Genomic DNA, 24,685 nt, shown 5'->3' with positions numbered 1-24,685 from the left:
TTCGGGCCGGAATGAGCGGTGGGGCGTACCATAGCCCCCGGGACGTTCCGTGCAAGGACTCCGCCATGAATGGCTGCTAATCTCCCTTTCCACAGTCCGGAATAGTCGCGGTAACCCTTGATGCTGAGCGTCCGCAACCTGTCCACCCCGGTGTTGAAGCCCGCCACCTTCCGGCTGGAGGCCGGCGAGTGCGTCGCCGTTCAGGGGAAATCCGGATCGGGGAAGTCCGTGCTTCTGCGCGCCCTGGCCGACCTCGACCCGTCGACCGGCGAGGTCTCCTTGAACGGCGATCGTCGCGAGGACATGCCCGCGCCGCTCTGGCGCCGCCGGGTGACCTACGTCGCCGCCGAGTCGGGCTGGTGGGAGGACCGGGTGGGCGCCCACTTCGCCCAGCCGGACCGCGCCGCCGCGCTCGCCGGGGCGCTGGGCCTGCCGGGCGAGGTGATGGACTGGCCGGTCGCCCGCCTGTCCACGGGGGAGCGGCAGAGGCTGGCGCTGGTCCGTGCGCTGGTCCAGGGGCCGGAGGTGCTCCTGCTCGACGAGCCGACCGGCCCGCTGGACGCCGAGGCGACGGAGCGGGTGGAGGCTCTGCTGCGCGGCGAGCTGGCCCGCGGGGCCGGGGTGCTGATCGTCACCCACGCGCCGGAACAGGCCGTCCGTCTGGCCCGGCGGCATCTGCACGTCGCGGACGGCGTGGTGGCAGATGGCGTGATGTCGGAGGGGTAGGGCGATGCTGGTGTCCCTGCATTACACCGACCTCGCCGTGGCCGGGCTGCTCCTGCTGGTCAACGGCGGCCTGTCCATGGCGCTGGATCTGGGGCTGGCGCGGCCGCTGCTGGTGGCGGCGCTGCGGATGGTGGTCCAACTGTCGCTGGTCGGGCTGGTGCTGACCCGGCTGTTCGCCCTGGAGTCGCCCTGGCTGACCCTGGGGGCGGCGCTGGTCATGCTGCTGTTCGCCGGTCAGGAGACGATGGCCCGGCAGGAGCGGCGGCTTTCCGGCTGGTGGTCCTACGGCATCGGCACCGGGGCCATGGGAACGGCGGCGGGGATCGTCCTGCTGCTGGGCCTGTCCACCGCGGTGCGGCCCGACCCCTGGTGGGACGCGCGCTACGCCATTCCGATGCTGGGCATGGTGCTGGGCAACGCGATGAGCGGGGTCGGGCTGGCCCTCCACACGCTGACCGCGACGGCGGCGCGGGAGCGGGCGGCCATCGAGGCGCAGCTCGCGCTCGGCCGCACCCGCTGGACGGCGCTGCGGCCCATCCTGCGCCACGCGCTGCGCACCGCGCTGATGCCGACGATCAACAGCATGGCGGCCATGGGGGTGGTGGCCCTGCCCGGCATGATGACCGGCCAGATCCTCTCCGGCGTCGATCCGGGGGAGGCGGTGAAGTATCAGATCCTGATCATGTTCCTGATCTCGGGCGCGACCGGGCTGGGCGTGCTGGCGGCGTCGCTGGCGACGGTGCGGCGGCTCAGCGACCGGCGGCACCGGTTGCGGCTCGATCGGCTGGTGCGGCGGCGGTGAGCGGAAGGAACCCGGACGGGACCGCCGCCGTTGAACACCGATTGGTGTTCACCAACGGCGGCGGGGGAGCGGGTCATGGCGCACATCGTGGAAATCCGGAACGGCGCGATCGTCGGCAACGACGAGCCCACCGATGAGTATCTCCCCGTCGGAACCCACATCGCCCAGGCCGATGGATTCTATGTGAGCTTCGGCATGGACGTGGAAGGCCCCTACGCCCGCAACGACGCCGAGGAGCGGCTGAACCACCTGAAGCGCGCCACCCAGGCCGATCTGGAGCGTCCGTAAGGCTGCTCACTTTGCCCCCACCCTAACCCTCCCCCCCTTCGAGGTGGAGGGGACCGATTTCCCTCCCCTGCGTCAGCGGGGGAGGGCCGGGGAGGGGGCGAGGGGCAGCGACTACGTCGCCTCCGTCTCGACGTCGCGGTGCTCCAGGCTGGCGCGCACGGTGCGGCGCAGGTCGTCCGGCTGGATGGGCTTGTGCAGCAGGGCGCATTGCGCGCCGGCGGCCTCGCGCAGCCGGTCGGACGAGGTGTCGCCGGTCAGCAGGACCCCCGGCAGGTCGGGACCGAAGCGGCGGCGCAGCGTGTCCATCAGCATGAGCCCGGTGTCGCCGTCCGGCAGGCGGTAGTCGGTCAGCACGAGGTCGGGGGCCAGCGCGCCGTCCACCAGCTCCAGGGCTTCCGCCACCGAGCCGGCCTCGGTCACGCGGTAGCCCCAACCCTCCAGCATCAGGGCCAGCGCCATGCGGATCACCGCATCGTCCTCGACGAGCAGGACGGAGGCATCGCCGTCCGCCTCGCCGCTCCCCGAGGCGACGTCGTCCGGTGAGTCGCCGCAGTGCCGCTGGTCGAGAATGGCCGCCTGCGGCAGGGTAACGGCGAAGCAGGACCCCTTGCCCGGCGTCGAGGTCACCTCGATGGTGCCGCCCAGCATGTGGACGAGGCGCCGCGCGATGCTGAGCCCCATGCCCAGCCCCTCCCGCCGGTCGCGGGCGACGTTTCCGATCTGGTAGAAGTCCTGGAAGATCCGGTCGAGCTGGGTTTCCGGAATGCCGATGCCGGTGTCCCACACCTCGAACCGCAGGGCGCCGCCGCGCCGCCGCGCGCCGAACAGCACCCGGCCCTGCTTCGTGTAGCGGATGGCGTTGGTCAGCAGGTTGCGCAGCACCCGCTCCAGCAGCCCGCCGTCGGTGCAGGCGCCCAGCCGAACCGGCACGGTGCGCAGCGTCAGCCCGGAGGAGGCGGCGACCGCCCGGAACTCCCCGTGCAGCCGCTCCATGATCGACCCCACCTCCACCGGTGCGGAGTGGGGGGTGACGAGGCCGGCCTCCAGCTTGGAGATGTCCAGCAGGCAGTCGAGCAGCCCGCCGAGCGAGGCCACCGTGTCGCGGAGCTGGGTCGCGATGCGCCGCGCGTCCTCGGGGATCGGTTCCTTCAGCAGCAGCCCGGACAGCAGGGTCAGGGCCTGGGCCGGCTGGCGCAGGTCGTGGCTGGCCGCCGCCATGAAACGTTCCTTGGCGTCCAACGCCACGTTCAGGTCGCGCTCCATCGACTTGATGGCGGAGATGTCGGTGACACTGGACACCACGGCCTCGGGCCGTCCGTCCGCACCCGGCACCGGATGGCTGGAGACGCGCAGCCAGCGGGTGGGGGCCGCCGCCTCGTCGCCCTCGGCGATGCCGACGATCTGCTCGACCACCGGCTTTCCGCTGTCCACCGCCTTGGCGGCGGGCGGGAGCCCGGTCAGCCGGGCGCCGTCGGCGCCGATGAAGCGCCGTCGGCCCGCGCGGCCCGCCCGGTCACCCGGCTTGCGGCTTTCGAAGGGACGGGCCAGGGGATCGAGCAGCACGCCCGCCGGGCCGGCCATCAGCCGTTCCGCCATGGCGTTGGCGACCATCACCGTGCCATCGCCCGAGCGCATGACCAGCCCTTCGGACAGGGACTGGACCAGCGTGCGGTGCCGCCGCTCGCTCTCGGCCAGCGCCTGTTCCGCGCCGCGGCGGGCGGTCACGTCGCGGAAGGCCACCACCGCCCCGGTGATCGCCCCGTTCTGGAGAATCGGGGACACGGTCAGCTCCGCCACGAAATCCTCGCCGCCCTGGCGGCGCAGGCGTCCGTCGGTCACCTGCCGGACTAGGCCGTCGGCCAACGACAGCGTCAGGGCGCGCCGGCCTTCCTCCTCCGCGTCGCCGCCGATCAGCGCGGCGAAGGAGCGGCCGACCAGCTCGCTGGCGCCGAAGCCGGTCATCGACTGGGCCGCGGCGTTCACGAAGGTGACGGCGCCGCGCGCGTCCAGGCCGCAGATGCCGTCGGCCACCGCCTGCAGGATGTGGTGGTAGGCGGCGCGGGTCCGTTCCGCCTCGTCGCGGGCGTCCTGAAGCTCGCTGACCCAGGCGTTGCGTTCCGTAACGTCGGTGATGGTCAGCAGGACGTCGCCCTTGTCGACTCCGTCCGGCCCGGCCTCCAACTCGACGACCCGGGCGTCGGTCAGCCCGTCGATGGCGCTGTGGGCGCCGACGAAAGCGTATTCCTGGCGAGTCCATTGCCCGGAGTCGCGCAGCCGGGTCAGCGCCGTGAACAGGCGGCCATGGTCCAGCGACTCGACCATCAGGGTCAGCGGGCGGCCCTTCAGGCGGCGGAGCGGCAGGCCGAACTGCCGCTCCGCGGCGACGTTGGCCTCGCAGATGATGCCGGCGGCGTTGACGGTGAAGCAGGCCAGCGGCACCGACTGGAAGAGTTGGAGATACTGGATGCGCGAGGCTTCCAGCGCCTGCTGGGCGGTGCGCAGCTCCTCGTTCTGGATTTCCAGCTCGGCCTGATGCACGTACAGCTCGTGCAGGACCTCCTTGAGCGTGGTCGCCGAGACCTCCGCCCCTTCGAAGCCGCCCGAGTTGAGAGCCTGTTCCGCGCGCTTGCGAAGCCGTTCGTTGCGGAAGCCGTTCACGCCGCGTCTCCGGCCGCCGGGTCCTTAGTCGCCGGTTCCTTAGTCGCCGGGGCCTTGGCCACCGGTTCCTTGGCCACCGGGTCCTTGGCCACCGGTTCCTTGACGGTAGGGACGCCCTGCCTGCGTTGGCCGTTCAACCGTCCGCTTGCCCGCAGTTCCATCAGTTTGCGGTTGGTGATGTCGATGTGGCTGACCACCGCTCCCCCTGACAATCCGGCCAGACGGCAGGCGTGCATCATGAACCAGCGCTCCTCCTCGTCCGAATGACAAGGGTATTCGATGGTGAACTGCTCGATGTCGCCGGACAGGATCCGGCGCAGCCCGTCGTTCACGGCACGGGCGATGTCTTCGCCTTCGGTTCCTTCCTCGGCGTTGCAGACATCCAGATAATTGGTTCCCGGTCCGCAGCGGTCCAGCGCCGGGGCGCCGTTCTTCTCGCCAAACGTGCGCCAGGCGTGATTGACCATGGTGATGGCGCCTTCGGAATCGATGACCGCCACATGCTCCGGCAGGCTGTCCAGCACCGTCTGGAGCTGGTGCTCCGCCGCCTTGGCGGCGGTGACGTCCACGAAGGTGACGACCACCCCGGCCACCTGGTTCTTCTCGGTCAGGTAGGGAAGGATGCGCGTCTGGATCCAGCGGTCTCCGCGCACCGGGACATGGCGTTCCACCGGGTTGTGGTCATGGAACACCCGCTCGATGTCCTTGAGGAAATCCGGATAGTCGATGTTGGTGGACAGGTGCGAGATCGACCGCCCGACGTCGCGCGGGATGATGTTGATGAAGCGCGCCGCCGCCGGGGTGAAGCGCCGGATCACCATGCCGGCGTCCAGGAAGACCGTGCCGATCTCGGTCGAGCGCAGCAGGTTGTCCAGGTCGTTGGTGACCTCCGTCAGCTCCTCCACCTTCGCCTGATACTCGGCGTTGACGGAATACAGCTCCTCATTGACGGACTGCAGCTCCTCGTTGGTGCTCTGCAATTCCTCGTTGGAGGCGAGAAGCTCCTCGTTGGTCGCCTGCAGCTCCTCGTTGGCGGTCTCCAGTTCCTCGATGGTGGCCTGGAGGTTCTCGCCGCGCGACACAAGCTCCTGCTCCAGCCCGCGGATGCGCTCCGCGGTGTCGGTGTCGAAGTCGAAGTCGCTGTCCGGCAGGGCCAGCGCCGGGGCGCTGGGGTCGAGCACGATCAGCGCGAAGCGCCGGCCGGTCTTGCGGGCGACGAAGGGCTTCACGCGCAGGCTGACGGCGGGAAGCCCCTCGCGGTCCTTCACCGGGATGTTGGACAGGGCGAACTCCTCGCCGGAGCGGAAGGCCCGCGTCAGCGCGGTCCCAACGACCATGGAGACCGAGGAGGGCAGCAATTTCAGCGCGTTCAGCGTGGCCTCGCCCGGCGGCACCTTCAGGATCGCCGACGCCTCGCCGAACACGTGCATGATGTTCATCTGCTCGTTGACCAGCAGGCTGGGCGGCACATAGGCCCGCATCAGGGTCGAGATCGCCTCGTCGATGGCGGCCCCTTCCTCCTGCGCCTGCGACAAGGTCTCGTCGCCGTGGCGGTGCACCGGGGCGGCGACCGTGGGGACGAGCAGCCGCGACAGCCGGTGCGATCCGGTGCGCAGGCTCTGGAACAGCTTGTTCCGGCTGTCCAGGACGTGGAACTCCGCCGACAGGTCGCCCAGCGTCTCGCTGGTGCCGAGGAACAGGAAGCCGCTCTGCCGCAGCGCGTACTGGAACAGGCTGAGCACCTTCCGCTGGAGCGGCGAGTCCATGTAGATCAGCAGGTTCCGGCAGCTCACCAGATCGATCTTGGTGAAGGGCGGATCGCGCATGATGTTGTGGGCGGCGAAGACCACCATGCGGCGGATGTCGCGCGACACCAGATAATGGTCGCCGCGGGCGATGAAGTAGCGGCTCAGCCGCTCGTGCGACACGTCCTCCGCGATGGAGCGCGGGTATTCGCCCAGGCTGGCGATCTCGATGCTGTCCTGGTCGATGTCAGTGGCGAAGATCTTGACGTCGAAGGACCTCCCCATCCGTTCCTGCGCCTCGGCGAACAGGATGGCGATGGAATAGGCCTCCTCGCCGGTCGCGCAGCCGCAGACCCACACCCGCACCATGTCGGTGGTGCTGCGCTTGGCCAGCAGCGTGGGGATCACCTTGTCGGCCAGCGAGGCGAAGGCGCCCTCGTCGCGGAAGAATCGGGTGACGCCGATCAGCATCTCCTTGTAGAGGCTGACCGTCTCGGCGCTGTTGCGGCGGAGCAGGGCGGCGTAATCGCTCATCGAGTCGAGGCCGGCGGTGTGCATCCGCCGTTCGATCCGGCGCAGCAGGGTCGCCAGCTTGTAATGCGAGAAGTCGACTCCGGTGACCGAGCGGATGGCCGCCACGATCTGCGCCAGGGGATCGTTGTCGCGGTCCTGCTGTCGGGCCGGGGCGGGCAGGTTGCGCGACAGCACCCGGCGGGCGTGTTCGATCAGACAGCCCGGCAGCTGGTCCGCCGTCTTCACGGCGTCCACCTGCCCGGTGGCGATCGCGCTGCGCGGCATGCCGTCGAACTGCGCCGATTCGGGGTCCTGCGCCGCGGCGAAGCCGCCCGCGGCCTTGATGGCCAGCAGGCCGCGTGTGCCGTCCGATCCGGTGCCGGACAGCACCACGCCCAGCGCCCGCGGCCCCTGGTCCTTGGCGAGAGCGGTGAAGAAGATGTCGATGGGCAGGCTCATGCCCCCGGCGGTGTCCTTGGCGGTCAGGATCAGCCGCCCGTCCTCGATCGACAGGTGCTTGGCGGGGGGCAGCAGATAAACGGTGTTGCGCTCGACCGCCATGCCGTCGGCGGCCTGCACCACCGACATGGCGGTGTGCTTGGCCAGCAGATCGACCATCAGGCTCTTGTGGACCGGCGACAGATGCTGGACCACCACATAGGCGAGGTCGCTCTCCCCCGGCACATTGTCGAAGAAGCGCTGGAGCGCCTCCAGCCCGCCGGCCGACGCGCCGATGCCGACGATGCAGCAGACCCGATCCCGGCCCTCCGGATAGGGGCCATAGACGGAAACCGTGTCCTCAGCCTCGTCGGTTGGCGTGGGGGCGTCGGTGATGGGCTGATCGTTGTCTTCTGGTTCCACGGAGCACTTCGGGTCTGCGGGAGTAAGGGACGGTCTATTGAATTATTTGCCGCCGCACCGTGACATTCAAACCCTCCCTTTGCGCGGCGCCTTTCCTTTTCCGTACGCGCCGGCAGCTTTGAAACGGTGGAGGGTCTAGCGGCTATATAGGAAGCTTTCCTGCCAGTCAATCCGGACAATCCGCCCCTTGAAGGTCCGCATGGTGCCGGCATTCCAAAGATCAAGCATAAGGCGGGCTTCACGTCGTCTTTAACGTTTCGCATATGACCAATGGATTTTTGAAAATGCACTTGGCAAAGCCCGAATTCGGTTTCCTGGGATCGGAAAACTGAGACTTTCGAATGTGTTGTAATTTTCCATATTCATTCCCTCAGACTGCCCCGGCATCGACTGCGTGAATTCATTGTGCCGCGGTGTCTCGATCCTCTTTCCGAAATCCGGGTTTCGTGACGGCGATAAAAGATAAAAATCGATGGGATTTGCCACCAGCGCACAGCTTACCCAGAAAGTATGATGTGATGCGGGCACAACACTGTGCAGGATCTGTTGCCTCGTTCGCTTATGTCGCTTTACGCGATTGGCGCTTTGCGCAATCTTTAATCCGTAGCCACTAATCATGAGAAACGTAGGAAAGGAGTGCGCCAGATGGAGCGCGAGGACGAATGTGCTCTCGACCGATATATCACGGCGATTCCGCTTAACCTGAGAGTAGTGGCCAGGGCTGCTTACGAGGAGCTGTCGAACAATCCCTTCCTGCCGGTCTTTTCGAAAGACGAAATTGCGCGGTTGGTCTGCTCACCGGGATTTCAGAGTTACTTGGAAAGTGAGAATCGGACCAGCGCCGGTCCGCTGATGATGCTCTGTTCGGCGGGGCATGCGACGCGCCATTGATGACGCCCTTTTGACGAGGCGCCTTCGTCACGACGCGACGCAGCCACTCTTCTGCAGGCCGGCGGTTTTCCCGCCGGCCTGAATTTTATCCGAGAATCCTACCGCTCGAGTCCCAGCGGCGGCATGCGCGCTTCCACCGCACCGCTGCGGGCCGCCTTGACCAGCGGGGCGAGTTCGGCCAGCGCCGGCCGCAACCCGGCCAGCACCGCCGCGGCCTCCACCAGATCGCCCTTGCCCGAGGCGAGGTCGAGGATTTCCCGGAGCAACGGCTTCGGCCGGGGGTAGCCGGTCACGGTGACCGCGTCGTCCGGCCCCAGCTTCGCCGCCTGCTTGGCGAGCGTCAGCGCGGTTGAGACTCCGCCCAGCTCGTCGATCAGCCCGAGGTTCTTGGCCTGGGCGCCGGTCCACACGCGGCCCTTGGCGGCGTCCCGCGCCTGCTCGGGGGTGAGATGCCGCGCCTCCGCCACGCGGGACAGGAAGGTGGAATAGCTGCTGTCGATGATGGCGTTCAGCCGTTCCTCCCCGGCGGGACCGAAGGGGCGGAAGGGCGACCACAGGCCGGCGTTGGGCGCGGTGTCGAGAACGCCCCAATGCACGCCCAGCCGTTCCGACAGGCCGGCCACCGACATCTTGCCGGCGACCACGCCGATGGAGCCGGTCACGGTGGCGGGGGAGGCGACGATGCGGTCGGCGGCCAGCGCGATCCAATAGCCGCCGGACGCCGCCGTCCCGCCCATGGTGGCGATCACCGGCTTGCCCGACTGGCGGGCCTTGACCAGGGCGCGGCGGATCGTTTCGGACGCCGTCACGCTGCCGCCGCCGCTGTCGATGCGAAACAGGATCGCCTTGACGTCGGGATCGTCCACCGCGTCCTCGATGGCCGACACGATCGTCTCCGAGCCGGCGGTGACCTCGCCCAGGCCGGGCTTCCCGCTGTCCCCGCCGGTGATGGTGCCGGTGGCGTGGATCAAGGCGATCGTCGGGCCGCTGCGGTTGGGCGGGCCGGCGACGCCCAGATAGTCCGCGGCTTCCATGGTGTCGGCGCCGGGCGCGGCGCCGGCGCGGCGCAGCGCCTCCTCCCGCGCCTCGTCGGCGTAGCCCAGCCGGTCGACCAGCTTGGCGTCCACCGCCTCGCGGTCGATCAGGGGCGCGCGGTCCATCGCCGCCTTGACGGCGGCGGGAGGGAGGCGGCGGCTCACCGCCACCCCGTCGACGATCTGGTTGGTCAGGTCGCCGAGCAGCGATTCCATCATCTCGCGGTGGGCGGGCGTGAAGTCCGTCCGCATGACGCTGTCGGCGAGGCTCTTGTACTCCTCGCGCTGGAGGACCTGCGGCTGGATGTCCAGCTTGTCCAGCGCGCCGCGGGCGAAGGGGATCTGGGCGGACAGGCCGGTCAGGCCGAGCAGGCCCAGTGGCTGCATCCACACCTCGTCGAAGGCGCTGGCCAGCAGGTAGGAGCGGTTGCCCGCCCCGGTGTCGCCGTAGGATTCGGCGAAGGCGATGGCGAAGCGGCCCGACGCGCGGAACCGCTCCACCGCCGCCCGCAGCTCCTGCACCTGGGCGAAGCTGGCGCCGTCGCCGCCGAAGCGGGCGAGCACGCCCTTCACCCGCGGGTCGGTGCGCCCCCGCTCCAGCGCGTCGAGCACCTCCTGGAAGGTCGTCTCGTGGCCGAGGACGCTGCCCAGCCGGTCGACGCTGCCCTCCGCCAGCGGGTCGCGGAGGTCCAGCTCCAGCACCACGGTGTCGGGCAGGGAGGGCTCGTGCCGGACCGCCAGGACGACTCCGGTGACCACGGCGGCCACCACGAGGAAGCCGATGAGGGCGAACAGGCGGACAAAGAACCTCAGCATCCGGGGGGCTCCGGTGGTTGCGCGGCGACAGCGGTCCAGCGTTTGGCGGTCCAGCGTTTATCGGCCCAGCGTTTAGCGGTCCAGCTTGTGGTAGTCGTGGTTCGGCAGCATGTCCACCGCCGAGGCGACGCGGTTCGACATGTTGTAGAAGCCGGCGGTGTCGGCGATGTCGAAGATCTCCTCCTCGCCGAAGCCGGCGTCGCGCAGCGCCTGCCGGTCCGGTTCGCCCATGGTCCAGGGCTCCTTGGTCAGCTTCCACGCGAAATCGAGCATGGCGCGTTGACGCGGCTCCAGCTTGGCGGCGCGGTAGTTGAAGGCGAGCATCTCGCCCAGTTCCGGATCGCCAGACAGCTTGCGCACCGCCTGCCCGTGGGCGACGAGGCAGTAGTAGCAATGGTTGGCCGAGGACACGACCACGGCGATCATCTCGCGCTCCAGCTTTGACAGGCCGCTCTCGCCGACCATCAGCTCGTTGTAGAGCTGGGCAAAGGTGCGCAGCTTCTTCGGGCGCAGGCTGTAGGCGCGCAGCACGTTGGGGACGAAGCCCAGCTTCTCCTCGCACTTGGCGAAGAGGGCGGCCATGTCCGGGTCGAGGTCGGGCGTCTCAGGAATGGGCAGGGCCATGACGTGATCGGGCTGGGGCATCGCGGTGGTCTCCTCCGGCGTGTTCGGTTCGTTGCGGTCGGTGCTGTTTTGGCCGACAGGGTAGCCGGGTAGCGGCGCTTCGCAAAGCCCCACCTCCGGTCAGGCGGTATGGCGCCTCGCCGGGGAGTTGCAACCCAGCCTTTCCCAAGTTGTGTCTCGCCAAGGACCGTCGCCCATGCGAAGACTTGTCCCGTTGCAACGCAGTGGTTCCGGCAATGAACGATCCGGGCGGCAGGGGCGCGCCCAGGCTGGGCCTCCTTTCGGTTCTGGTGGTCGAGGACAGCGCCTTCATCCGCAACGTGCTGACCGCCACGCTGCGCACCATCGGGGTCGGCGCGGTGCACGCCGAGCCCGGCGGGGCGGAGGCCATCCGCTTCCTTGAGGAGCGGCGGGCCGCCCTGCCGCCCGGCACGGCACCGGTGGACGTGATCATCACCGATCTGGTGATGCCGGAGGTGGACGGGCTGACGCTGCTGCGGTGGCTGCGCTTCAGCCCGCGGTCGCCGGACCGCTTCCTGCCCGTGCTGATCCTGTCCGGCGCCGCCGATCGCCAGTATGTGGAGCAGGCGCGCGACCTGGGCGCCACCGACTTCATCGCCAAGCCCTTTTCCGCCGCCATCATCGCCAGCCGCCTGCTGGCCGCCATCGCCCGACCGCGGCGCTTCGTGCTCGCCAAGGGCTATTTCGGGCCGGACCGGCGGCGGACGCAACGGCCCGTGGCCATGGACTGCCGGATGACCGGACCCGCTGAAGTCCTGGTGGTGCACAGCAAATCAAAGGCGGCGGGCATCGACCGCTTCCCCGTCGTGCATTTCGATCTGCCCAACCGGCTGGGCGCCAAGATGGGCATCGCGCCGAAGGAGCCCGTGCCGAGCCTGCCCGACGAGGTGCTGGCGGCGGCGGAGGCGGAGATCCAGAACCGGGCCGGCGACTACGCGACCTGGATCGCCGGGGAGGTGGACGAACTGGCCCGCCGCGTCGACCGGCTGGGCGCGGACGCCATCGCGGTGCCGGCGCTGATGGCGCAGATCAACCGCTCCGCCCACGAGATGCGCGGGCAGGGCGGGATCTTCGGCTACCCGCTGATCACCCGGATCGCCAAGTCGCTCTACGAGGCGACGCTGGGCGGCTTTCCCGCCGTCACCGGCAACGAGCGCCTGCTGCTGAAGGCCCATGTGGACGCCATCAAGGCGGTGATGGCCGGACGGATCAGCGGTGACGGCGGAGCGACCGGCCAGCAGCTTCTCGCCTCGCTGGACCGCGCCAAGAAGAAGTACGCCAAGCCGGAGAGCGAGGGCGATCCGGCCTGAGCGCCGCCGCTATTTCCAGCGGATTCCCGCCTCGCGGCGGATCTCCTCCATGCGCTCCAGCGCCGGCTTGAAGCCGGTCAGGGAGAAGCGCACCTCGGCCTTGCCGCCCGCCGGGGCGGAGCCGACGGCGGAGACCTCCTTGCCGGGAGTCAGGCGTTCGACCAGCTTGGCGTTGGTCTCCGGATCGCCCACCGCGCAGGTGTTGGTCTCCCACTCGAAGCGCTCGCACGGGTATTCGGGGCGGAACAGCGCCCGGTCCACCCAGACGCGGACGATCTTCGACAGGTCCATCGTCTGCTCGTCCAGCCGGAAGCGCATCCCTTCCAGCCAGCGCTCGCTGGAGCGCAGCCAGACGAGGCGCGATCGCCGGTCGCTGCCGGGGCGGGACAGCAGCTCGCATTCGACGCGGCGCGGCTCGCTCCAGATCTGGCAGTAGAGGCGCCAGTCCTTGAAGGTCTCCGCATGCTCGCGGTAGGCCGGGGATTGGGCGATGGCTGGGAGAGCGGCGACCAGCAGAACCCCCGCGATCACGGCACCACGCCACGCACCCGTCCTGCGTCCCGGTCCCCGCATCGGCCTCAGCCCCGCGCGTAGGCGCGGTGGCGCAGCAGATGGTCGGCCAGCACGCAGGCCATCATCGCCTCGCCGACCGGGACGGCCCGGATGCCGACGCAAGGGTCGTGACGGCCCTTGGTCAGGATGTCGGTGTCCTTGCCCTGCAGATCGACCGTCTGGCGCGGGGTGAGGATGGAACTGGTCGGCTTCACCGCGAAACGCACCACGACGTCCTGCCCGGTGGAGATGCCGCCGAGGATGCCGCCGGCCAAGTTGGAGCGGAACTCCGGCTCGCCGTTGGGGCCGGCGCGCATCTCGTCGGCGTTCTGCTCACCGGTCAGGGTGGCGGCCTCGAAGCCGTTGCCGATCTCCACGCCCTTCACGGCGTTGATCGTCATCATGGCGCGGGCAAGATCGCCGTCCAGCTTGTCGTAGAGCGGGTCGCCGAGCCCGGCGGGCAGGCCGGAGGCCACGACCTCCACCACGGCGCCGATGGACGAGCCGCTCTTGCGGATGCCGTCCAGATAGTCGGCCCATTCGGCGGCTGCCTGCGGGTCGGGGCAGAAGAAGGGGTTGTTGTCCACCTCCTCCCAATCCCAGCGGCTGCGGTCCACCTTGTGCGGGCCGATCTGCACCAGCGCCCCACGCACGGTCACGCCGTCGCCCAGCACCTTGCGCGCCACCGCACCCGCCGCCACGCGGCAGGCCGTCTCGCGCGCCGAGGAGCGCCCGCCGCCGCGGTAATCGCGGATGCCGTATTTCTTCCAATAGGTGTAGTCGGCGTGGCCGGGCCGGAACTTGGACGCGATCTCGCTGTAGTCCTTGGAGCGCTGGTCGGTGTTCTCGATCATCAGCGAGAGCGGCGTGCCGGTGGTCTGGCCTTCGAAGACGCCCGAGAGGATTTTGACCTGATCCGGCTCCTGCCGCTGGGTGGTGTAGCGCGACTGGCCGGGGCGGCGCTTGTCGAGCCAGGGCTGGATGTCCGCCTCGGTCAGGGAGAGCAGCGACGGGCAGCCGTCCACCACCACGCCGATCGCCGGCCCATGGCTTTCGCCCCAGGTGGTGAAGCGGAAAAGCGTTCCGAAGCTGTTGCCGGCCATGGCGAGGACTCCCGATGCGACACGATCTGTCCGCACGACGTGCGGTGGAGCGCGTTTCTTGCGGCGTTTCGGCCGGCGCGTCAAGCGCGAGGGGCTTAAAAAGCGCCCTTCTGCTCACGCCGGCGGTCGAGTGCCACCTCGAACTGGCGCAGCAGCTTGTGCGTGGCTTCGAAGTAGAGCTTGCGTTGCGGGTTGTTCTTCATGCAGCGGGCGTCCAGGTGGGACACGCTGGTCAAGGCGGAGACGCAGTAGCCGAGAAGCCAGTAATGCGAGCGGATCTTGCGCAGATAGTCGCGGAAGGGTTCCGGCTGGCCGGCCATGAAGGCGGAGAAGCTCGCCTCATAATCGGCAAGAATCTGCCGGATGTCCATCAGCGTGGTTTCCAGCAGCTTGCCCACCTTTTCGATGTGCATCAGAAGCTGGGTCTCGTAGGGCTTGTGCATGCGGATATCGACCGGGATGCATTCCCGCGACTTCAGCCAGTTCAGGATGATCCGCGCCCGCGGCGCGATGCGGCGAAGCTGGTACTCGTAGAAGGTCGTGCCCTTCCAGGCGCTGAAGATCTGGTCCGCTTCGCTGCGGTCGATGCCGAAGGCCGAGACGAACAGGCCGGCCTCTTCAAGCTCCGGATTCCAGATCGCCTCCAGGAAGCGTTCGATGCTCTGGGCACCGTTGCCGCCGCCGTCGATGGCCTTGCGCACGATGGGTTCGATGCGCGCCCGGATCAGGCGGCGGAGCTGCTGGTCCTCGGTGTCGCTGATCGCCCAGTGACGCTTGTCCACCGGAACCTTCTCGCCTTCGAAACAGGCCTTCAGCAGGAAGGCGTCCAGCGAGGGCACGCTGTCGATCAGGGTGAGGGTTCGCAGGTCCGCGGCCGCGGCCTCGCTGTTGGCCTCGCCGATGCCGAACTGTTCGGCCAGCAGGAGGTTGCTGTTGCGGGCGCGCAGGTAGATGGCGAGTCCGCCCGCTTCGGTGTGTTCGACGCTGTGCGGAATGTAGATGCCGGTTTCGACCGGCCGCGATGCGGCGTCGCCGTCCTCACCCTCGTCGGCGATCGGGCTGGCGTAGTCGTCGGCGTCCTCGTCGAAATTCGGATACTTGAAGAGAATGGCCTTGTTCAACCCGCGGGCGCGGAACAGGAGGTTTTCTTCGGGAATGTCGCGGGTGATGGTGATCAAGTTCATCGAGACGCTGGAGCCGCCGTAGAGAATCTGCTCCAGAATCGGGGACACCGAATCCGATTGCCGCCGTGCACGCATCCGACCGTCACCTTCCGCAACCTTCCGTAGGCGTGAAGAATAGCGGTCTGCTGCGGTGCGCAAAAGTAGGTAATACGACGTTCGGTAAAAAATGTCTCAAATGGGGTAAGGGCGTTTCCGGCGGGCGTTCCGGAACGAACCGGACGCGCCCGCCGTCGCCATAGGCCTGGGATCAGGCGGGCTTGCCGGCGCCGCCCAGCGACCCCAGGAGCTGCGACACCTCGGCCGCCGCGTCCACCGCGACCATGCCGACCGTGTGATAGCCGGAGTCGACGTGCATGACCTCGCCGGTCACGCCGGTGCCGAGATCGCTCAGCAGGAACAGGCCGGCGCCGCCGACCTCGCCGATGGTGACGTTGCGCTTCAGCGGGGCGTTCAGCTCGTTCCACTTCAGAATATAGCGGAAGTCGCCGATGCCGCTGGCGGCCAGCGTCTTGATCGGACCGGCGGAGATGGCATTGACGCGGATGTCCCGACCGCCCAAATCGACGGCCAGGTAACGCACGCTCGCCTCCAGCGCGGCTTTGGCGACGCCCATCACGTTGTAGTGGGGCATCACGCGCTCGGCGCCGTAGTAGGAGAGGGTGAGCAGGCTGCCGCCGTCCTTCATCAGCGGAACGGCGCGCTGCGCCACCGCGGTGAAGGAGTAGCAGGAGATGTCCATGGTGCGCAGGAAGTTGGCCCGCGTCGTGTCGAGATAGAGGCCGTCCAGCTCGTTCTTGTCGGAAAAAGCGATCGCATGAACCAGGAAGTCCAGCTTGCCCCATTCCTTCTCGATGGCGGCGAAGGTCGCGTCGACGCTGGCCTCGTCGGTGACGTCGCAGGGCAGCAGCAGCGGGGCCTTGACCTGTTCGGCCAGCGGCTTCACGCGCTTCAGCAGCGCGTCGCCCTGATAGGTGAAGGCCAGCTCGGCGCCGTGCTGCGCCAGCGTGGAGGCAATTCCCCAGGCGATCGAACGATCGTTCGCCACGCCCATGATCAGGCCGCGCTTGCCGTCCATGAGCGGCTTCGGGTTGGACATCCGTACCTCGTGCATCCAGAGTATGCTTTGAAAAGTGGGCCGCATCCTACACGAAAGACCGGCCCGGTCAAACCAAGGCGGGAGGCGTCCTGTGGCTGAAACCGAAGGCACTTCGAAAGGGGCCTGGAACCCCTTTGTGCGCGTTCGGGAAATCGGCGGCTTCATCGCCTATTCCTCCATGCGCTTCTACAACGACAACTGTTTCCAGACCGCGGCCTCGCTGACCTACACCTCGCTGCTGGCGCTGGTGCCGCTGATGACCATCGGCTTCGCGATCTTTTCCGCCTTTCCCGCCTTCAACGCGCTGCAGTCGCGCATCCAGACGCTGCTGTTCAAGAATCTCGTGCCGGAGAACAGCGACGCCATCCTGCAGTATCTGGCGGCCTTCATGGCCAACGCCGGGCAGATGCCGGTGTTCGGGATCCTCGGGCTGGCGATCTCCGCCGTTCTGCTGATCTGGACCATCGAGGGCTCCTTCGCCACCGTCTGGCGGGTGCGCGAACCGCGCTCCTACGTCACCCGCATCCTGTCCTTCTGGGCGGTGGTGTCGTTGAGCCCGCTGTTCGCCGGCGCCAGCCTGTCGCTGTCCAGCACCCTGTGGGCGGTGCTCCAGTTCGCCCATCTGGAGGGCTTCGCCGACCCGTTGGTGGGGATCGGGGCGATCCTGCCCTTTATGCTGCAGCTCGTCGGCTGCACGCTGCTCTACGTCATCATCCCGAACCGGGACGTCGGCTGGATGGACGCGGCCTGCGGCGGGGCGGTGGCCTCGCTGCTGCTGGAGACGTCCAAGGCCGGCTTCGCCATGTACATGAAGGAGTTCCCGGCCTACCAGACCATCTATGGCGCGCTGGCGACCGTGCCGATCTTCCTGTTCTGGCTGTACATCGCCTGGTCTACCGTGCTGTTCGGCGCGGTCATCACCGCCTCGCTGCCCGAATGGCGGGCCGGCAAGATCACCCGCGGCGGGCCGGAGGGGCTTCTGCCCGCCCAGCGGCTGGGGCTGGCGCTGGCCGTCCTGCACGAGCTTATGGAGGGCACGCGGCTCGGCGTCGGCCTGCGGCGGCGGACGCTGGTCGGGCGCGTGCCGGTCGGCACGGTGCTGATCGACGGCATCCTGGAGCAGCTTCGCGACGCCCATTGGGTGGCCCACACCACGCACAACGCCTGGGTCGTCACCCGCGACCTGAGCGAGGCCACGCTGTTCGACCTGATGAAGGCGCTGGGCATCGGCCTGCGCGGCTCCGTCCGCGGGCTGGGCGGGCTGGAGCTGCCCTGGCAGGACCGCACGGCCCAGCTGCTGGAGCAGGCGGAGCGCGACCAGGAGGAGATCCTCGGCGTGCCGATCAAGGACCTGCTGTCCGACCGGCCGCTGGAGGCGGAGCCGCTCGAATCGGAGCCGCGGGAGCCGGACCCGCAGGAGTCCGGGACGGCGGCGGGGGAGGGCTCCGGCGCGGTGCCGCTGCGCGCGAAGCGCTGGCCCTAAACGCCGGTATTTTGGGCGCTTAAACCCGGTACTTGGCGATGAGGTCCGCCGCGAAGCCGTCCAGGTTGTTGTCGGCGGGCAGGGTCTGGACGTAGGAGCAGCCGCGGCAGGCCTCGATCTCGTCGCGCCGGCCCTCCAGATGCTTCAGCCGGAAATCGCGCAGCCGCTCGCCGTTCCAGATGTCGCGCAGCGACTCCTCCGCGACGTTGCCGACGATGGTTCCCATGCGCCAGTCGGCGCAGCAGACCGACACCTCGCCGTTGAAGTTGATGGCCAGCTTCAGGAAGGGCTCGGAGCAGACCTTGCGGGCGGTGTCCGGGGCGGCGGCGAAGGCGCTCTCCTCGGCCAGCGCTTCGCCGTGCAGGGGGTGGACGAACAGGCTGTCGACGATCGGCGTGAAGGTGTCGATGAAGCTCTGCCGCTCCTCCTCCGTCAGTTCCACGTTGATGATCTTGCAGTGGAGGTGGAAGTCGCGGCCCAGCTCGGTCTTGCGGCGGTAGAGATAGGCCACGTTGTCGACGATGGTCTGGAAGCGGTCGAAGCGCCGGGTGATGCGCTTGTACATGGCGTCGCTGGCCCCGTAGACGGAGACGCGCATGGCGTCCAGCCCGGCGGCCAGCAGGGCGTCCGCCCGCTCCGGCGTCAGCAGGGAGCCGTTGCTGGTCATCTCGACATGGCGGGCGAGGCCCTGCGACTTCAGACGATGCACCATGTGTTCGATCCGCGTGTTCACCAGCGGCTCGCCGTCCTTGTAGAGGTGGACGGATTTGATCGGCGCGTCGAACGCGGCGATGTCGTCGGCGATCTTGCGGAACAGGTCGAACTTCATGGCGCCGCGCGGCCGGCCGACCTCCTTCAGCAGGTCGGGGTTGCCGGTGGCGCAGAAGACGCAGCGGAAGTTGCAGCCGTTCGACGGGTCGATCAGCAGCGAGAAGGGTGTGGTCAGCGGGAGCACCTGCGACAGGTCGTTGCGGTCGCGGTGGCGGCCGTAGGGAATGTTCGCGGGGGCGGCCGCTTCGGTGCTCACTTCGGTCATGACCTTCGCCGGGCAGGGCTGCGGAAAGCGGTGTGACTAGCAAGGGATCACGCGTACCGTAAAGGAATCCTTCATTCCGGCAACCGGACATTGGCCGCGCGCCCCCAATGCCGCGGGCGCAAGGTGGATTCCAGGGGTATGCTCGACAGTCTTTCGCATCGCGTCGTCTACAGCGACCGCCGCTTCTACGCGTCCTTTCCCTCCGCGGCGACTCTGGCCGATGGGCGGGTTCTGGTGGCCTTCCGGCGCGCCCGCGATCACCGCTGGCTGCACGGGGAGCCTGCCGAGGGCAGCGGCGACTTCAGCAGCGTCGACCATGTGGACTCGCGCTCCCACCTCGTGATCCAGCGCTTCACCCCGGATTTCGAGCCGGAGGGCGCGCCGCAGCCGCTGCCCACCGACCCGGAGGCCGGCGACCAGGACCCCAGCCTGCTGGTCCTGCGCTCGGGGCGGATCGTCCTGGGCAGCTTCGGCTGGTACCCGATGTCGGCGCGCCACGGCCTGCGGCTGCGCGAGAAGGGCGTCCACCTGCTGGGCGACGCCGGGACGTCGGGCACCTTCTTCCTGTTCTGGGGCGGCAGCACCCGGCTCAGCGACGACGGCGGGCGGCACTGGTCGGCGCACCGCTACCTGCCGGAGCTGCCGGACCAGGGGCCGATCCTGCCCGGCCTGCGCCCGATGCTGGGCGGTGCGGTGCGCGGGCGGGCGGTGGAGGCGCCGGACGGCACGCTGCTGATGGCGACCTACACCGGCGGCCCCTACACCAGCTATCTGTTCGCCTCCCGCGACCGGGGGGAAAGCTGGGCTCTGCGCAGCACCATCGCGCGCGATCCGGCGGGACGGGCCGGCTTCTGCGAGACCGCCCTGCACCTGACCGCGGACGGGCAGCTGGTCGCCTTCCACCGCACCACCGGGCTGGGCGACCGCCTCGCCACCTCCGTCTCCCACGACCTCGGGGAAAGCTGGGCGCCCTGGATCGAAAACGCGGTCATCGGGCATCCCTACGACGCCTGTCCGCTGCCGGACGGGCGGCTGCTCGTCGTCTACGGTTACCGCCACCGGCCCTACGGCGTGCGCGCCCGCGTCTGGGATTGCCGGCGGGAGACGCTGGAGGCCGCACCGGAGATCGTGATCCGCGCCGACGCGCCATCGCCCGACGTCGGCTATCCCTGGGCGACCGTTCTGGCGGACGGGCGGGTGGCGGTCTGCTACTACATCTGCGACGCGGCGGGCATCCGGCACATCCAGGCGACGCTGCTGCGCGTGAGCGGCTGATTGACGGGCCTTCGCGCACCTCCTATCGTCCCCGGCCATACCGCAATCCCATGGTTTGGGGAGTAGAGTGTCCATGAAGCCCGCCCGCCGGCCGTCGAACCCGCTGTTTTCCTCCGGCCCCTGCGCCAAGCGGCCCGGCTGGTCGCTGGACGCCCTGGACGGCGCGCTGCTCGGCCGCTCCCACCGCTCGAAGCCGGGCAAGGCGAAGCTGAAGGAGGTCATCGACCTGACCCGCGCCGTGCTGGCGATCCCCGGCGACTACCGCATCGGCATCGTTCCGGCCTCCGACACCGGCGCGGTGGAGATGGCGCTGTGGAACCTGCTGGGTGAGCGCGGCGTCGAGATGGTGGCCTGGGAGAGCTTCGGCAAGGAGTGGGTGACCGACGTCACCAAGCAGCTCCGCATGTCCGACGTGCGGACCATCCAGGCCCCCTACGGCGAACTGCCGGACCTGTCGCAGGCCGATTTCAGCCGCGACGTGGTGTTCACCTGGAACGGCACGACGTCGGGCGTGCGGGTGCCGGACGGCGACTGGATTCCGGCGGACCGCCAGGGTCTGTCGATCTGCGACGCGACCTCCGCCGCCTTCGCCATGGACATTCCGTGGAGCAAGATCGACGTCGCCACCTGGTCCTGGCAGAAGGTGCTGGGCGGCGAGGCCGCGCACGGCATGCTGGTGCTCAGCCCGCGCGCCGTGGCCCGGCTGGAGAGCTTCCAGCCCGACCGCCCGCTGCCCAAGATCTTCCGCCTGACCAGTGGCGGGAAGCTGATCGAGGGCATCTTTGTCGGCGATACCATCAACACGCCGTCCATGCTCTGCGTGGAGGACGCCATCGACGGGCTGCGCTGGTCGCTGTCCGTCGGCGGCCTGACCCAGCTCATCCGCCGGTCGGAGCAGAACCTGCGCATCGTCTCGGAATGGGTGGCGGCCTCGACCTGGGCCGGCTTCCTGGCGGACGATCCGGCGACGCGCTCCTGCACCTCGATCTGCCTGCGTTTCATCGACCCCGAGGTGACCGCCCTGACGCCGGAGGCCCAGGCGGACTTCGCCAAGAAGCTCGCCGCCCTTCTGGAGAAGGAGGAGGCCGCCTTCGACGCCGGCTCCTACCGCGACGCCCCTCCGGGCCTGCGCCTGTGGGGCGGTGCCACGGTGGAGAACGAGGACATGGAGGCGGTCCTGCCCTGGCTCGACTGGGCCTTCGCCACGGTCAAGGCGGAGACTTTCGGGCGCTGAGTCGTACAGGGCCGAAAAGGAAGGCCGCGCCACGCAGGCGCGGCCATTTTCATGGCCCGCTCAATCCCGCCAGAAGCTCGGCAGGATCAGCACCAGCACCGTGAAGACCTCCAGCCGGCCCAGCAGCATGGCGAAGCTCAGCACCCATTTCGCGGCGTCGGGCAGGGGGGCCATGGTGCCCGACGGGCCGACCACCGGCCCCAGCCCCGGCCCGGCGTTGGCGAGCGCGGAGGCGACGGCGCTGGCCGCGCTCAGATAGTCCACGCCCATCGCGGCGACCAGCAGCGACAGGATGCCGAAGGCCGCCATGAAGGCGAAGGCGAGGTTGATGACGGAGCCGACCACATCCTCGTCCAGCACCTTGCCCTGGTAGAGCGGGACCAGCACGCGGTTCGGCTTCAGCATCCGCTGCATCTGGTTCAGCATCGACAGGGCCAGCACCTGCCAGCGGAAGACCTTGATCGACCCCGCCGTCGATCCGGTGCAGCCGCCGATGAAGTAGAAGAAGAAAAAGGCGACGACGGCGAAGCTGCCCCAGGTCGAATAGTCGGTGGAGACGAAGCCGGTCCCGGTGATGATCGAGGTGACGTTCACCGCCGAATGGCTGAGCGCGTCCCAGAAAGGCAGGCCGACCACGGTGAAGGCCCACACCGTCATGGCGACGCCGGCCACCAGGAGGATCGCCAGCAGCGCGTTCACCTGGCTGTCACCGAAGACCGGCGCGTTGCGCTGGCCGCGCAGAAGGCGGATGTACCAGGTCAGCGGCAAGGCCCCGGAGATCATCGAGAACGTCGCCACCCACAGCACCGCGTGGGAGTCGAACCAGCCGAGCGAGGCGTCCTTGGTCGAGAAGCCGCCCGTGGCGATGGAGGCCATGGCGTGGTTGATCGCGTCGAACCATGTCATGCCCGCCAAGTGGTAGGCCACCGCCGACAGAACGGTCAGCGCCAGATAGGTCATGGCGATGGCGCCGGCGGTGTCCTGCACCGTGGCGAAGGGCTTGTCGCCCTTGTCGGAGGATTCGGTGCGGAACAGCTGCATGCCGCCGACCCGCAGGATGGGCAGCACCGCGATCGCCATGACGATGATGCCGACGCCGCCGAACCAGTTCAGCAGCGAGCGCCACAGCAGGACCCCCGGCGGGGCGTCGTCCAGCCCGACGATCACCGTGCCTCCGGTGGTGGACAGGCCCGACATCGCCTCGTAATAGGCGTCGGTGAAGGACAGGCGGGCGGCGGAGATCATGAAGGGCAGGGCGCCGAAGGCCGCCAGGACGCACCAGGACAGCGTGGTCAGCAGGAAATGCTGCTTCACGGTGAAGCGCGTGTGCTCCTTGCTCGACGTCGCCAGCACCATACCGCCGCTGACCGCCAGCGTCGCCGCGCTGGAGCCGACGAAGGCCGTCCAGTCGCTGTTGCCCGCCGCGGCGTCGGCCAGCGCCGGTGCCAGCATGCCCAGCCCGAGGATGGTCAGAAGGATGCCGATGATGTGGAATACCGGTCCCAGCGCAATTCCATTGCCGACGCCATTGCCCAAGGCTGTGCCCTTCGTCGCCGCGGGGGCCGGATGCGGCGCCCCGTCTTTTCCCGATGTGATGCGCTGATTATCCAAAGGGGCGGGTGCTGTCCATCCGCATCCAAGCGGCGGATCAGACGAATCCGGCTTCTCCCAACATGCGGTAGAATTCCCGCAGGGCGCGCTGCTGCGCCGCCGCGTCGGGCAGATCCTCCACATATTTCCGGTCGAACTGCGGCTGGCGGAGATGCTCGACCACGCGGCGCCGGACCATCTCCAGCGCACGCCGGCTGCGCAGGATGCCCGGCGCGCAGACCTGCAGCAGACGGTTCGCGCGCAGCCGCAGCGCGTCGCCGGGATCGTCCAGCCGCTCCACCACCCGCTCCTCGGTGATGTAGGCCACCAGAAGCGCGTCGAGGTCGCCGGTCAGGCGGGTCCGCGCCTCCTCCGGCAGCGCCGACTCGGCGGCCTGGCAGTAGAGCAGGGTCAGCGCTTCCAGATTGTCGCGGGGCGGCAGGCGGGGGTGGATGAAGCGGCCATAACCCGCCGGGGTGCCGGTCAGCCCGTGAAGCAGCCGGGCGATGTCCCCGGCGTGCCCATGGCCGAGGTCGGAGTCGGCGAGCGCCAGCAGGAAGCGCACCCGATCCCGCGCGTCGGGGATGCGGCCGGCCACCTCCGCGATGGCCTGCTTGCGGCCCGGCGCCCCGCCGCCCTCCAGGAAGCGCAGGTAGCGCAGGACCAGCGCCTCGGCCATCGGCCCGCCACCGACCGGCCCGTCGGGGCCGAGCGTGCGCTTCAGGATCTCCTGGAAGGCCTCCATCTCCAGCGACGGGTCGGAGCGATAAAGGGGCTGCGTGCCCTTCAACTGCCGGCGCACCAGATCCAGGATGACCAGCCGCGTCTGGTCCAGGTCATGGAAGGCGAGAAGCTCGTTCAACTGGACGGCGCGGTCGTCCTCCGCCCGCTTGGCCGGGGACAGGCGGCCCCGCGACAGGTCGATCAGGTTGCACAGCGCCTCCGCGAGGCTGCCCTGGACGCCGAGAAGCTCCTGCGCGACCGAGGGGGCACCCAGGACGTCGGCGATCACGCCGTCGAGCAGCCCCAACGGGCGGTCCGCCGCGGCCCCGTCCTCGCGCGCCAATTCGCCGAGAAAATCAAGCTTGGCCAGCCAGTTGCGCATTTGCACCAGCTCGCGCGACAGCACCACGCGGGCGAGGAAGTCGCGCTCCGCCGCCGGCAGGCTCGAATCCAGACGGTCGAACATGGGGCGGAAGCCGGTGGCGGCGATGGCCGGCAGGTCCTTGCGCGCGGCGGCGGCGCGCGCCCGGTCGGTCAGTTCGTGCATAAGCAGGTTCAGCGCGTCGCGCCGCCCGCGCCCGTCGGTCCCGGCCTTCTCCGCCTGGAGTGCCGCGACCCGCCCGACCGCGGTGGGCACGAGGTTGTCCGTGTTGAGAAGCCGCGCCAGCTCCGCGTGGTTGTGCAGCACCTCGGTCGGGGTGACCACCGCGCGCTCCACGTAGTTGCGCAGGACGCGGTTCATCGTCATCCGGCTCTGCACGCCGTAGCAATGGTCGAGCGTCAGGCAGAGTCCCGGCGCCTCGTCGATCGCGGCGGCGGCCACGGTCCGCGAGACCTGACGGAACTCCACATGGACTTCCGTCTCGACATGGCGTCCGTCCGGGCGCCGCCAGTCGCGCACCACCCGCATGCCCTCGATCCGGCCGCCGGACAGCGCCTTGCGGCCGAAGGCCAGCGCCTCCGCCTCGCTGTCGAAGCGGCCTTCGAGGACCCAGTGGTCCTGCTGGTAGATCTGCACTTCGTAACTGGCGGACGGGCGTGCCATGGCGCCATTCCCCGCTGCTGCTGGCACGGTTCGTACACAGGATGCCGGAGGTTTCGCATCAAACTCAACAAAGAT

General features: G+C 68.8%; 19 protein-coding genes. 8 read left to right on the top strand and 11 right to left on the bottom strand.

Translation table 11 applies throughout. The features are described from left to right. Positions 1-120: 120 nt before the first annotated feature. The 3 genes from D3869_RS03190 (at position 121) to D3869_RS03180 (ending at position 1,816) form a co-directional block, all read left to right on the top strand. Positions 121-726, top strand: a complete 606-nt coding sequence (locus D3869_RS03190; protein WP_137138920.1) for an ABC transporter ATP-binding protein — start codon at positions 121-123, stop codon at positions 724-726. 4 nt (positions 727-730) lie between these two features. Next, positions 731-1,528 (top strand): ABC transporter permease, encoded by a 798-nt coding sequence (locus tag D3869_RS03185; protein ID WP_137138919.1) that lies wholly within the window; start codon positions 731-733, stop codon positions 1,526-1,528. A gap of 75 nt (positions 1,529-1,603) precedes the next feature. After that, the gene (locus D3869_RS03180) at positions 1,604-1,816 is read left to right on the top strand and encodes a hypothetical protein (protein WP_137138918.1); all 213 of its coding nucleotides are present in this window, start codon (positions 1,604-1,606) and stop codon (positions 1,814-1,816) included. Positions 1,817-1,927: 111 nt separating this feature from the next. Here the strand turns inward: D3869_RS03180 and D3869_RS03175 are convergent, their stop codons facing one another. Together D3869_RS03175 and D3869_RS03170 are read right to left on the bottom strand one after the other, a co-directional pair. Next, positions 1,928-4,474, bottom strand: coding sequence for a PAS domain S-box protein (locus D3869_RS03175; protein ID WP_137138917.1), 2,547 nt, complete (start codon positions 4,472-4,474; stop codon positions 1,928-1,930). Continuing rightward, positions 4,471-7,593, bottom strand: a complete 3,123-nt coding sequence (locus tag D3869_RS03170) for a chemotaxis protein CheB (RefSeq protein ID WP_247895702.1) — start codon at positions 7,591-7,593, stop codon at positions 4,471-4,473. Before D3869_RS03170 ends, D3869_RS03175 begins: the two co-directional genes overlap by 4 nt. Positions 7,594-8,238: 645 nt before the next feature. Here D3869_RS03170 and D3869_RS03165 point away from each other — a divergent pair. Then, a complete protein-coding gene (locus D3869_RS03165) occupies positions 8,239-8,484 on the top strand; it encodes a hypothetical protein (protein ID WP_137138916.1) in 246 nt (81 codons plus the stop codon). Between the two features lie 98 nt (positions 8,485-8,582). Here the strand turns inward: D3869_RS03165 and sppA are convergent, their stop codons facing one another. Further along, positions 8,583-10,334 (bottom strand): signal peptide peptidase SppA, encoded by a 1,752-nt coding sequence (gene sppA / locus D3869_RS03160; protein WP_137138915.1) that lies wholly within the window; start codon positions 10,332-10,334, stop codon positions 8,583-8,585. Between the two features lie 72 nt (positions 10,335-10,406). Next, positions 10,407-10,979 carry a peroxidase-related enzyme gene (locus D3869_RS03155; RefSeq protein WP_137138914.1) on the bottom strand — a complete coding sequence of 191 codons (573 nt, stop codon included), beginning with the start codon at positions 10,977-10,979 and terminating at the stop codon, positions 10,407-10,409. Between the two features lie 215 nt (positions 10,980-11,194). Between D3869_RS03155 and D3869_RS03150 the strand changes: the two genes are divergently transcribed. Continuing rightward, positions 11,195-12,289, top strand: a complete 1,095-nt coding sequence (locus D3869_RS03150; RefSeq protein WP_137138913.1) for a response regulator — start codon at positions 11,195-11,197, stop codon at positions 12,287-12,289. 9 nt (positions 12,290-12,298) lie between these two features. Here D3869_RS03150 and D3869_RS03145 read toward each other — a convergent pair whose 3' ends face one another. The 4 genes from D3869_RS03145 to fabI all read right to left on the bottom strand — a co-directional run bounded on the left by D3869_RS03145 (position 12,299) and on the right by fabI (position 16,224). Continuing rightward, positions 12,299-12,820, bottom strand: coding sequence for a hypothetical protein (locus D3869_RS03145; RefSeq protein WP_247895701.1), 522 nt, complete (start codon positions 12,818-12,820; stop codon positions 12,299-12,301). A gap of 47 nt (positions 12,821-12,867) precedes the next feature. After that, entirely contained in the window at positions 12,868-13,944 is a 1,077-nt protein-coding gene (gene aroC, locus D3869_RS03140) for a chorismate synthase (protein ID WP_137138911.1), read from the bottom strand. A gap of 95 nt (positions 13,945-14,039) precedes the next feature. Then, entirely contained in the window at positions 14,040-15,176 is a 1,137-nt protein-coding gene (locus D3869_RS03135; protein WP_247895700.1) for a hypothetical protein, read from the bottom strand. A gap of 199 nt (positions 15,177-15,375) precedes the next feature. Further along, the gene (fabI, locus tag D3869_RS03130) at positions 15,376-16,224 is read right to left on the bottom strand and encodes an enoyl-ACP reductase FabI (RefSeq protein WP_094302920.1); all 849 of its coding nucleotides are present in this window, start codon (positions 16,222-16,224) and stop codon (positions 15,376-15,378) included. Positions 16,225-16,360: 136 nt separating this feature from the next. On the opposite strand from fabI, the gene D3869_RS03125 reads away from it, so the two are divergent. Further along, positions 16,361-17,707, top strand: a complete 1,347-nt coding sequence (locus D3869_RS03125; protein ID WP_137138909.1) for a YihY family inner membrane protein — start codon at positions 16,361-16,363, stop codon at positions 17,705-17,707. A gap of 19 nt (positions 17,708-17,726) precedes the next feature. Here the strand turns inward: D3869_RS03125 and D3869_RS03120 are convergent, their stop codons facing one another. Beyond that, positions 17,727-18,743 carry a radical SAM/SPASM domain-containing protein gene (locus D3869_RS03120; RefSeq protein ID WP_137138908.1) on the bottom strand — a complete coding sequence of 339 codons (1,017 nt, stop codon included), beginning with the start codon at positions 18,741-18,743 and terminating at the stop codon, positions 17,727-17,729. A 138-nt stretch (positions 18,744-18,881) separates the two neighbouring features. Here D3869_RS03120 and D3869_RS03115 point away from each other — a divergent pair, with 138 nt between their 5' ends. Continuing rightward, positions 18,882-20,018, top strand: coding sequence for a sialidase family protein (locus D3869_RS03115; RefSeq protein ID WP_137138907.1), 1,137 nt, complete (start codon positions 18,882-18,884; stop codon positions 20,016-20,018). 73 nt (positions 20,019-20,091) lie between these two features. Beyond that, positions 20,092-21,252, top strand: a complete 1,161-nt coding sequence (locus tag D3869_RS03110) for a phosphoserine transaminase (protein WP_137138906.1) — start codon at positions 20,092-20,094, stop codon at positions 21,250-21,252. A 60-nt stretch (positions 21,253-21,312) separates the two neighbouring features. On the opposite strand, the gene D3869_RS03105 is transcribed toward D3869_RS03110, so the two are convergent. Next, positions 21,313-22,788, bottom strand: coding sequence for a TrkH family potassium uptake protein (locus D3869_RS03105; protein WP_247895699.1), 1,476 nt, complete (start codon positions 22,786-22,788; stop codon positions 21,313-21,315). Positions 22,789-22,900: 112 nt separating this feature from the next. Beyond that, positions 22,901-24,610, bottom strand: a complete 1,710-nt coding sequence (locus D3869_RS03100) for a hypothetical protein (RefSeq protein WP_137138905.1) — start codon at positions 24,608-24,610, stop codon at positions 22,901-22,903. Positions 24,611-24,685 lie beyond the last annotated feature (75 nt).

Origin of the sequence: Azospirillum brasilense (genome assembly GCF_005222205.1) — a bacterium.
Classification (GTDB): domain Bacteria; phylum Pseudomonadota; class Alphaproteobacteria; order Azospirillales; family Azospirillaceae; genus Azospirillum; species Azospirillum brasilense_G.
The sequence above is the reverse complement of the archived record's forward strand: the minus strand, read 5'-3'. Positions and strand labels throughout refer to the sequence as shown.

Bases quoted from the DNA above. Each gene is read 5' to 3' on its own strand.
- D3869_RS03190 (WP_137138920.1), top strand. From the start codon at position 121: ATGCTGAGCGTCCGCAACCTGTCCACCCCGGTGTTGAAGCCCGCCACC.
- D3869_RS03185 (WP_137138919.1), top strand. From the start codon at position 731: ATGCTGGTGTCCCTGCATTACACCGACCTCGCCGTGGCCGGGCTGCTC.
- D3869_RS03180 (WP_137138918.1), top strand. From the start codon at position 1,604: ATGGCGCACATCGTGGAAATCCGGAACGGCGCGATCGTCGGCAACGAC.
- D3869_RS03165 (WP_137138916.1), top strand. From the start codon at position 8,239: ATGGAGCGCGAGGACGAATGTGCTCTCGACCGATATATCACGGCGATT.
- sppA (WP_137138915.1), bottom strand. From the start codon at position 10,334: ATGCTGAGGTTCTTTGTCCGCCTGTTCGCCCTCATCGGCTTCCTCGTG.
- D3869_RS03155 (WP_137138914.1), bottom strand. From the start codon at position 10,979: ATGCCCCAGCCCGATCACGTCATGGCCCTGCCCATTCCTGAGACGCCC.
- D3869_RS03150 (WP_137138913.1), top strand. From the start codon at position 11,195: ATGAACGATCCGGGCGGCAGGGGCGCGCCCAGGCTGGGCCTCCTTTCG.
- aroC (WP_137138911.1), bottom strand. From the start codon at position 13,944: ATGGCCGGCAACAGCTTCGGAACGCTTTTCCGCTTCACCACCTGGGGC.
- fabI (WP_094302920.1), bottom strand. From the start codon at position 16,224: ATGTCCAACCCGAAGCCGCTCATGGACGGCAAGCGCGGCCTGATCATG.
- D3869_RS03120 (WP_137138908.1), bottom strand. From the start codon at position 18,743: ATGACCGAAGTGAGCACCGAAGCGGCCGCCCCCGCGAACATTCCCTAC.
- D3869_RS03115 (WP_137138907.1), top strand. From the start codon at position 18,882: ATGCTCGACAGTCTTTCGCATCGCGTCGTCTACAGCGACCGCCGCTTC.
- D3869_RS03110 (WP_137138906.1), top strand. From the start codon at position 20,092: ATGAAGCCCGCCCGCCGGCCGTCGAACCCGCTGTTTTCCTCCGGCCCC.
- D3869_RS03100 (WP_137138905.1), bottom strand. From the start codon at position 24,610: ATGGCACGCCCGTCCGCCAGTTACGAAGTGCAGATCTACCAGCAGGAC.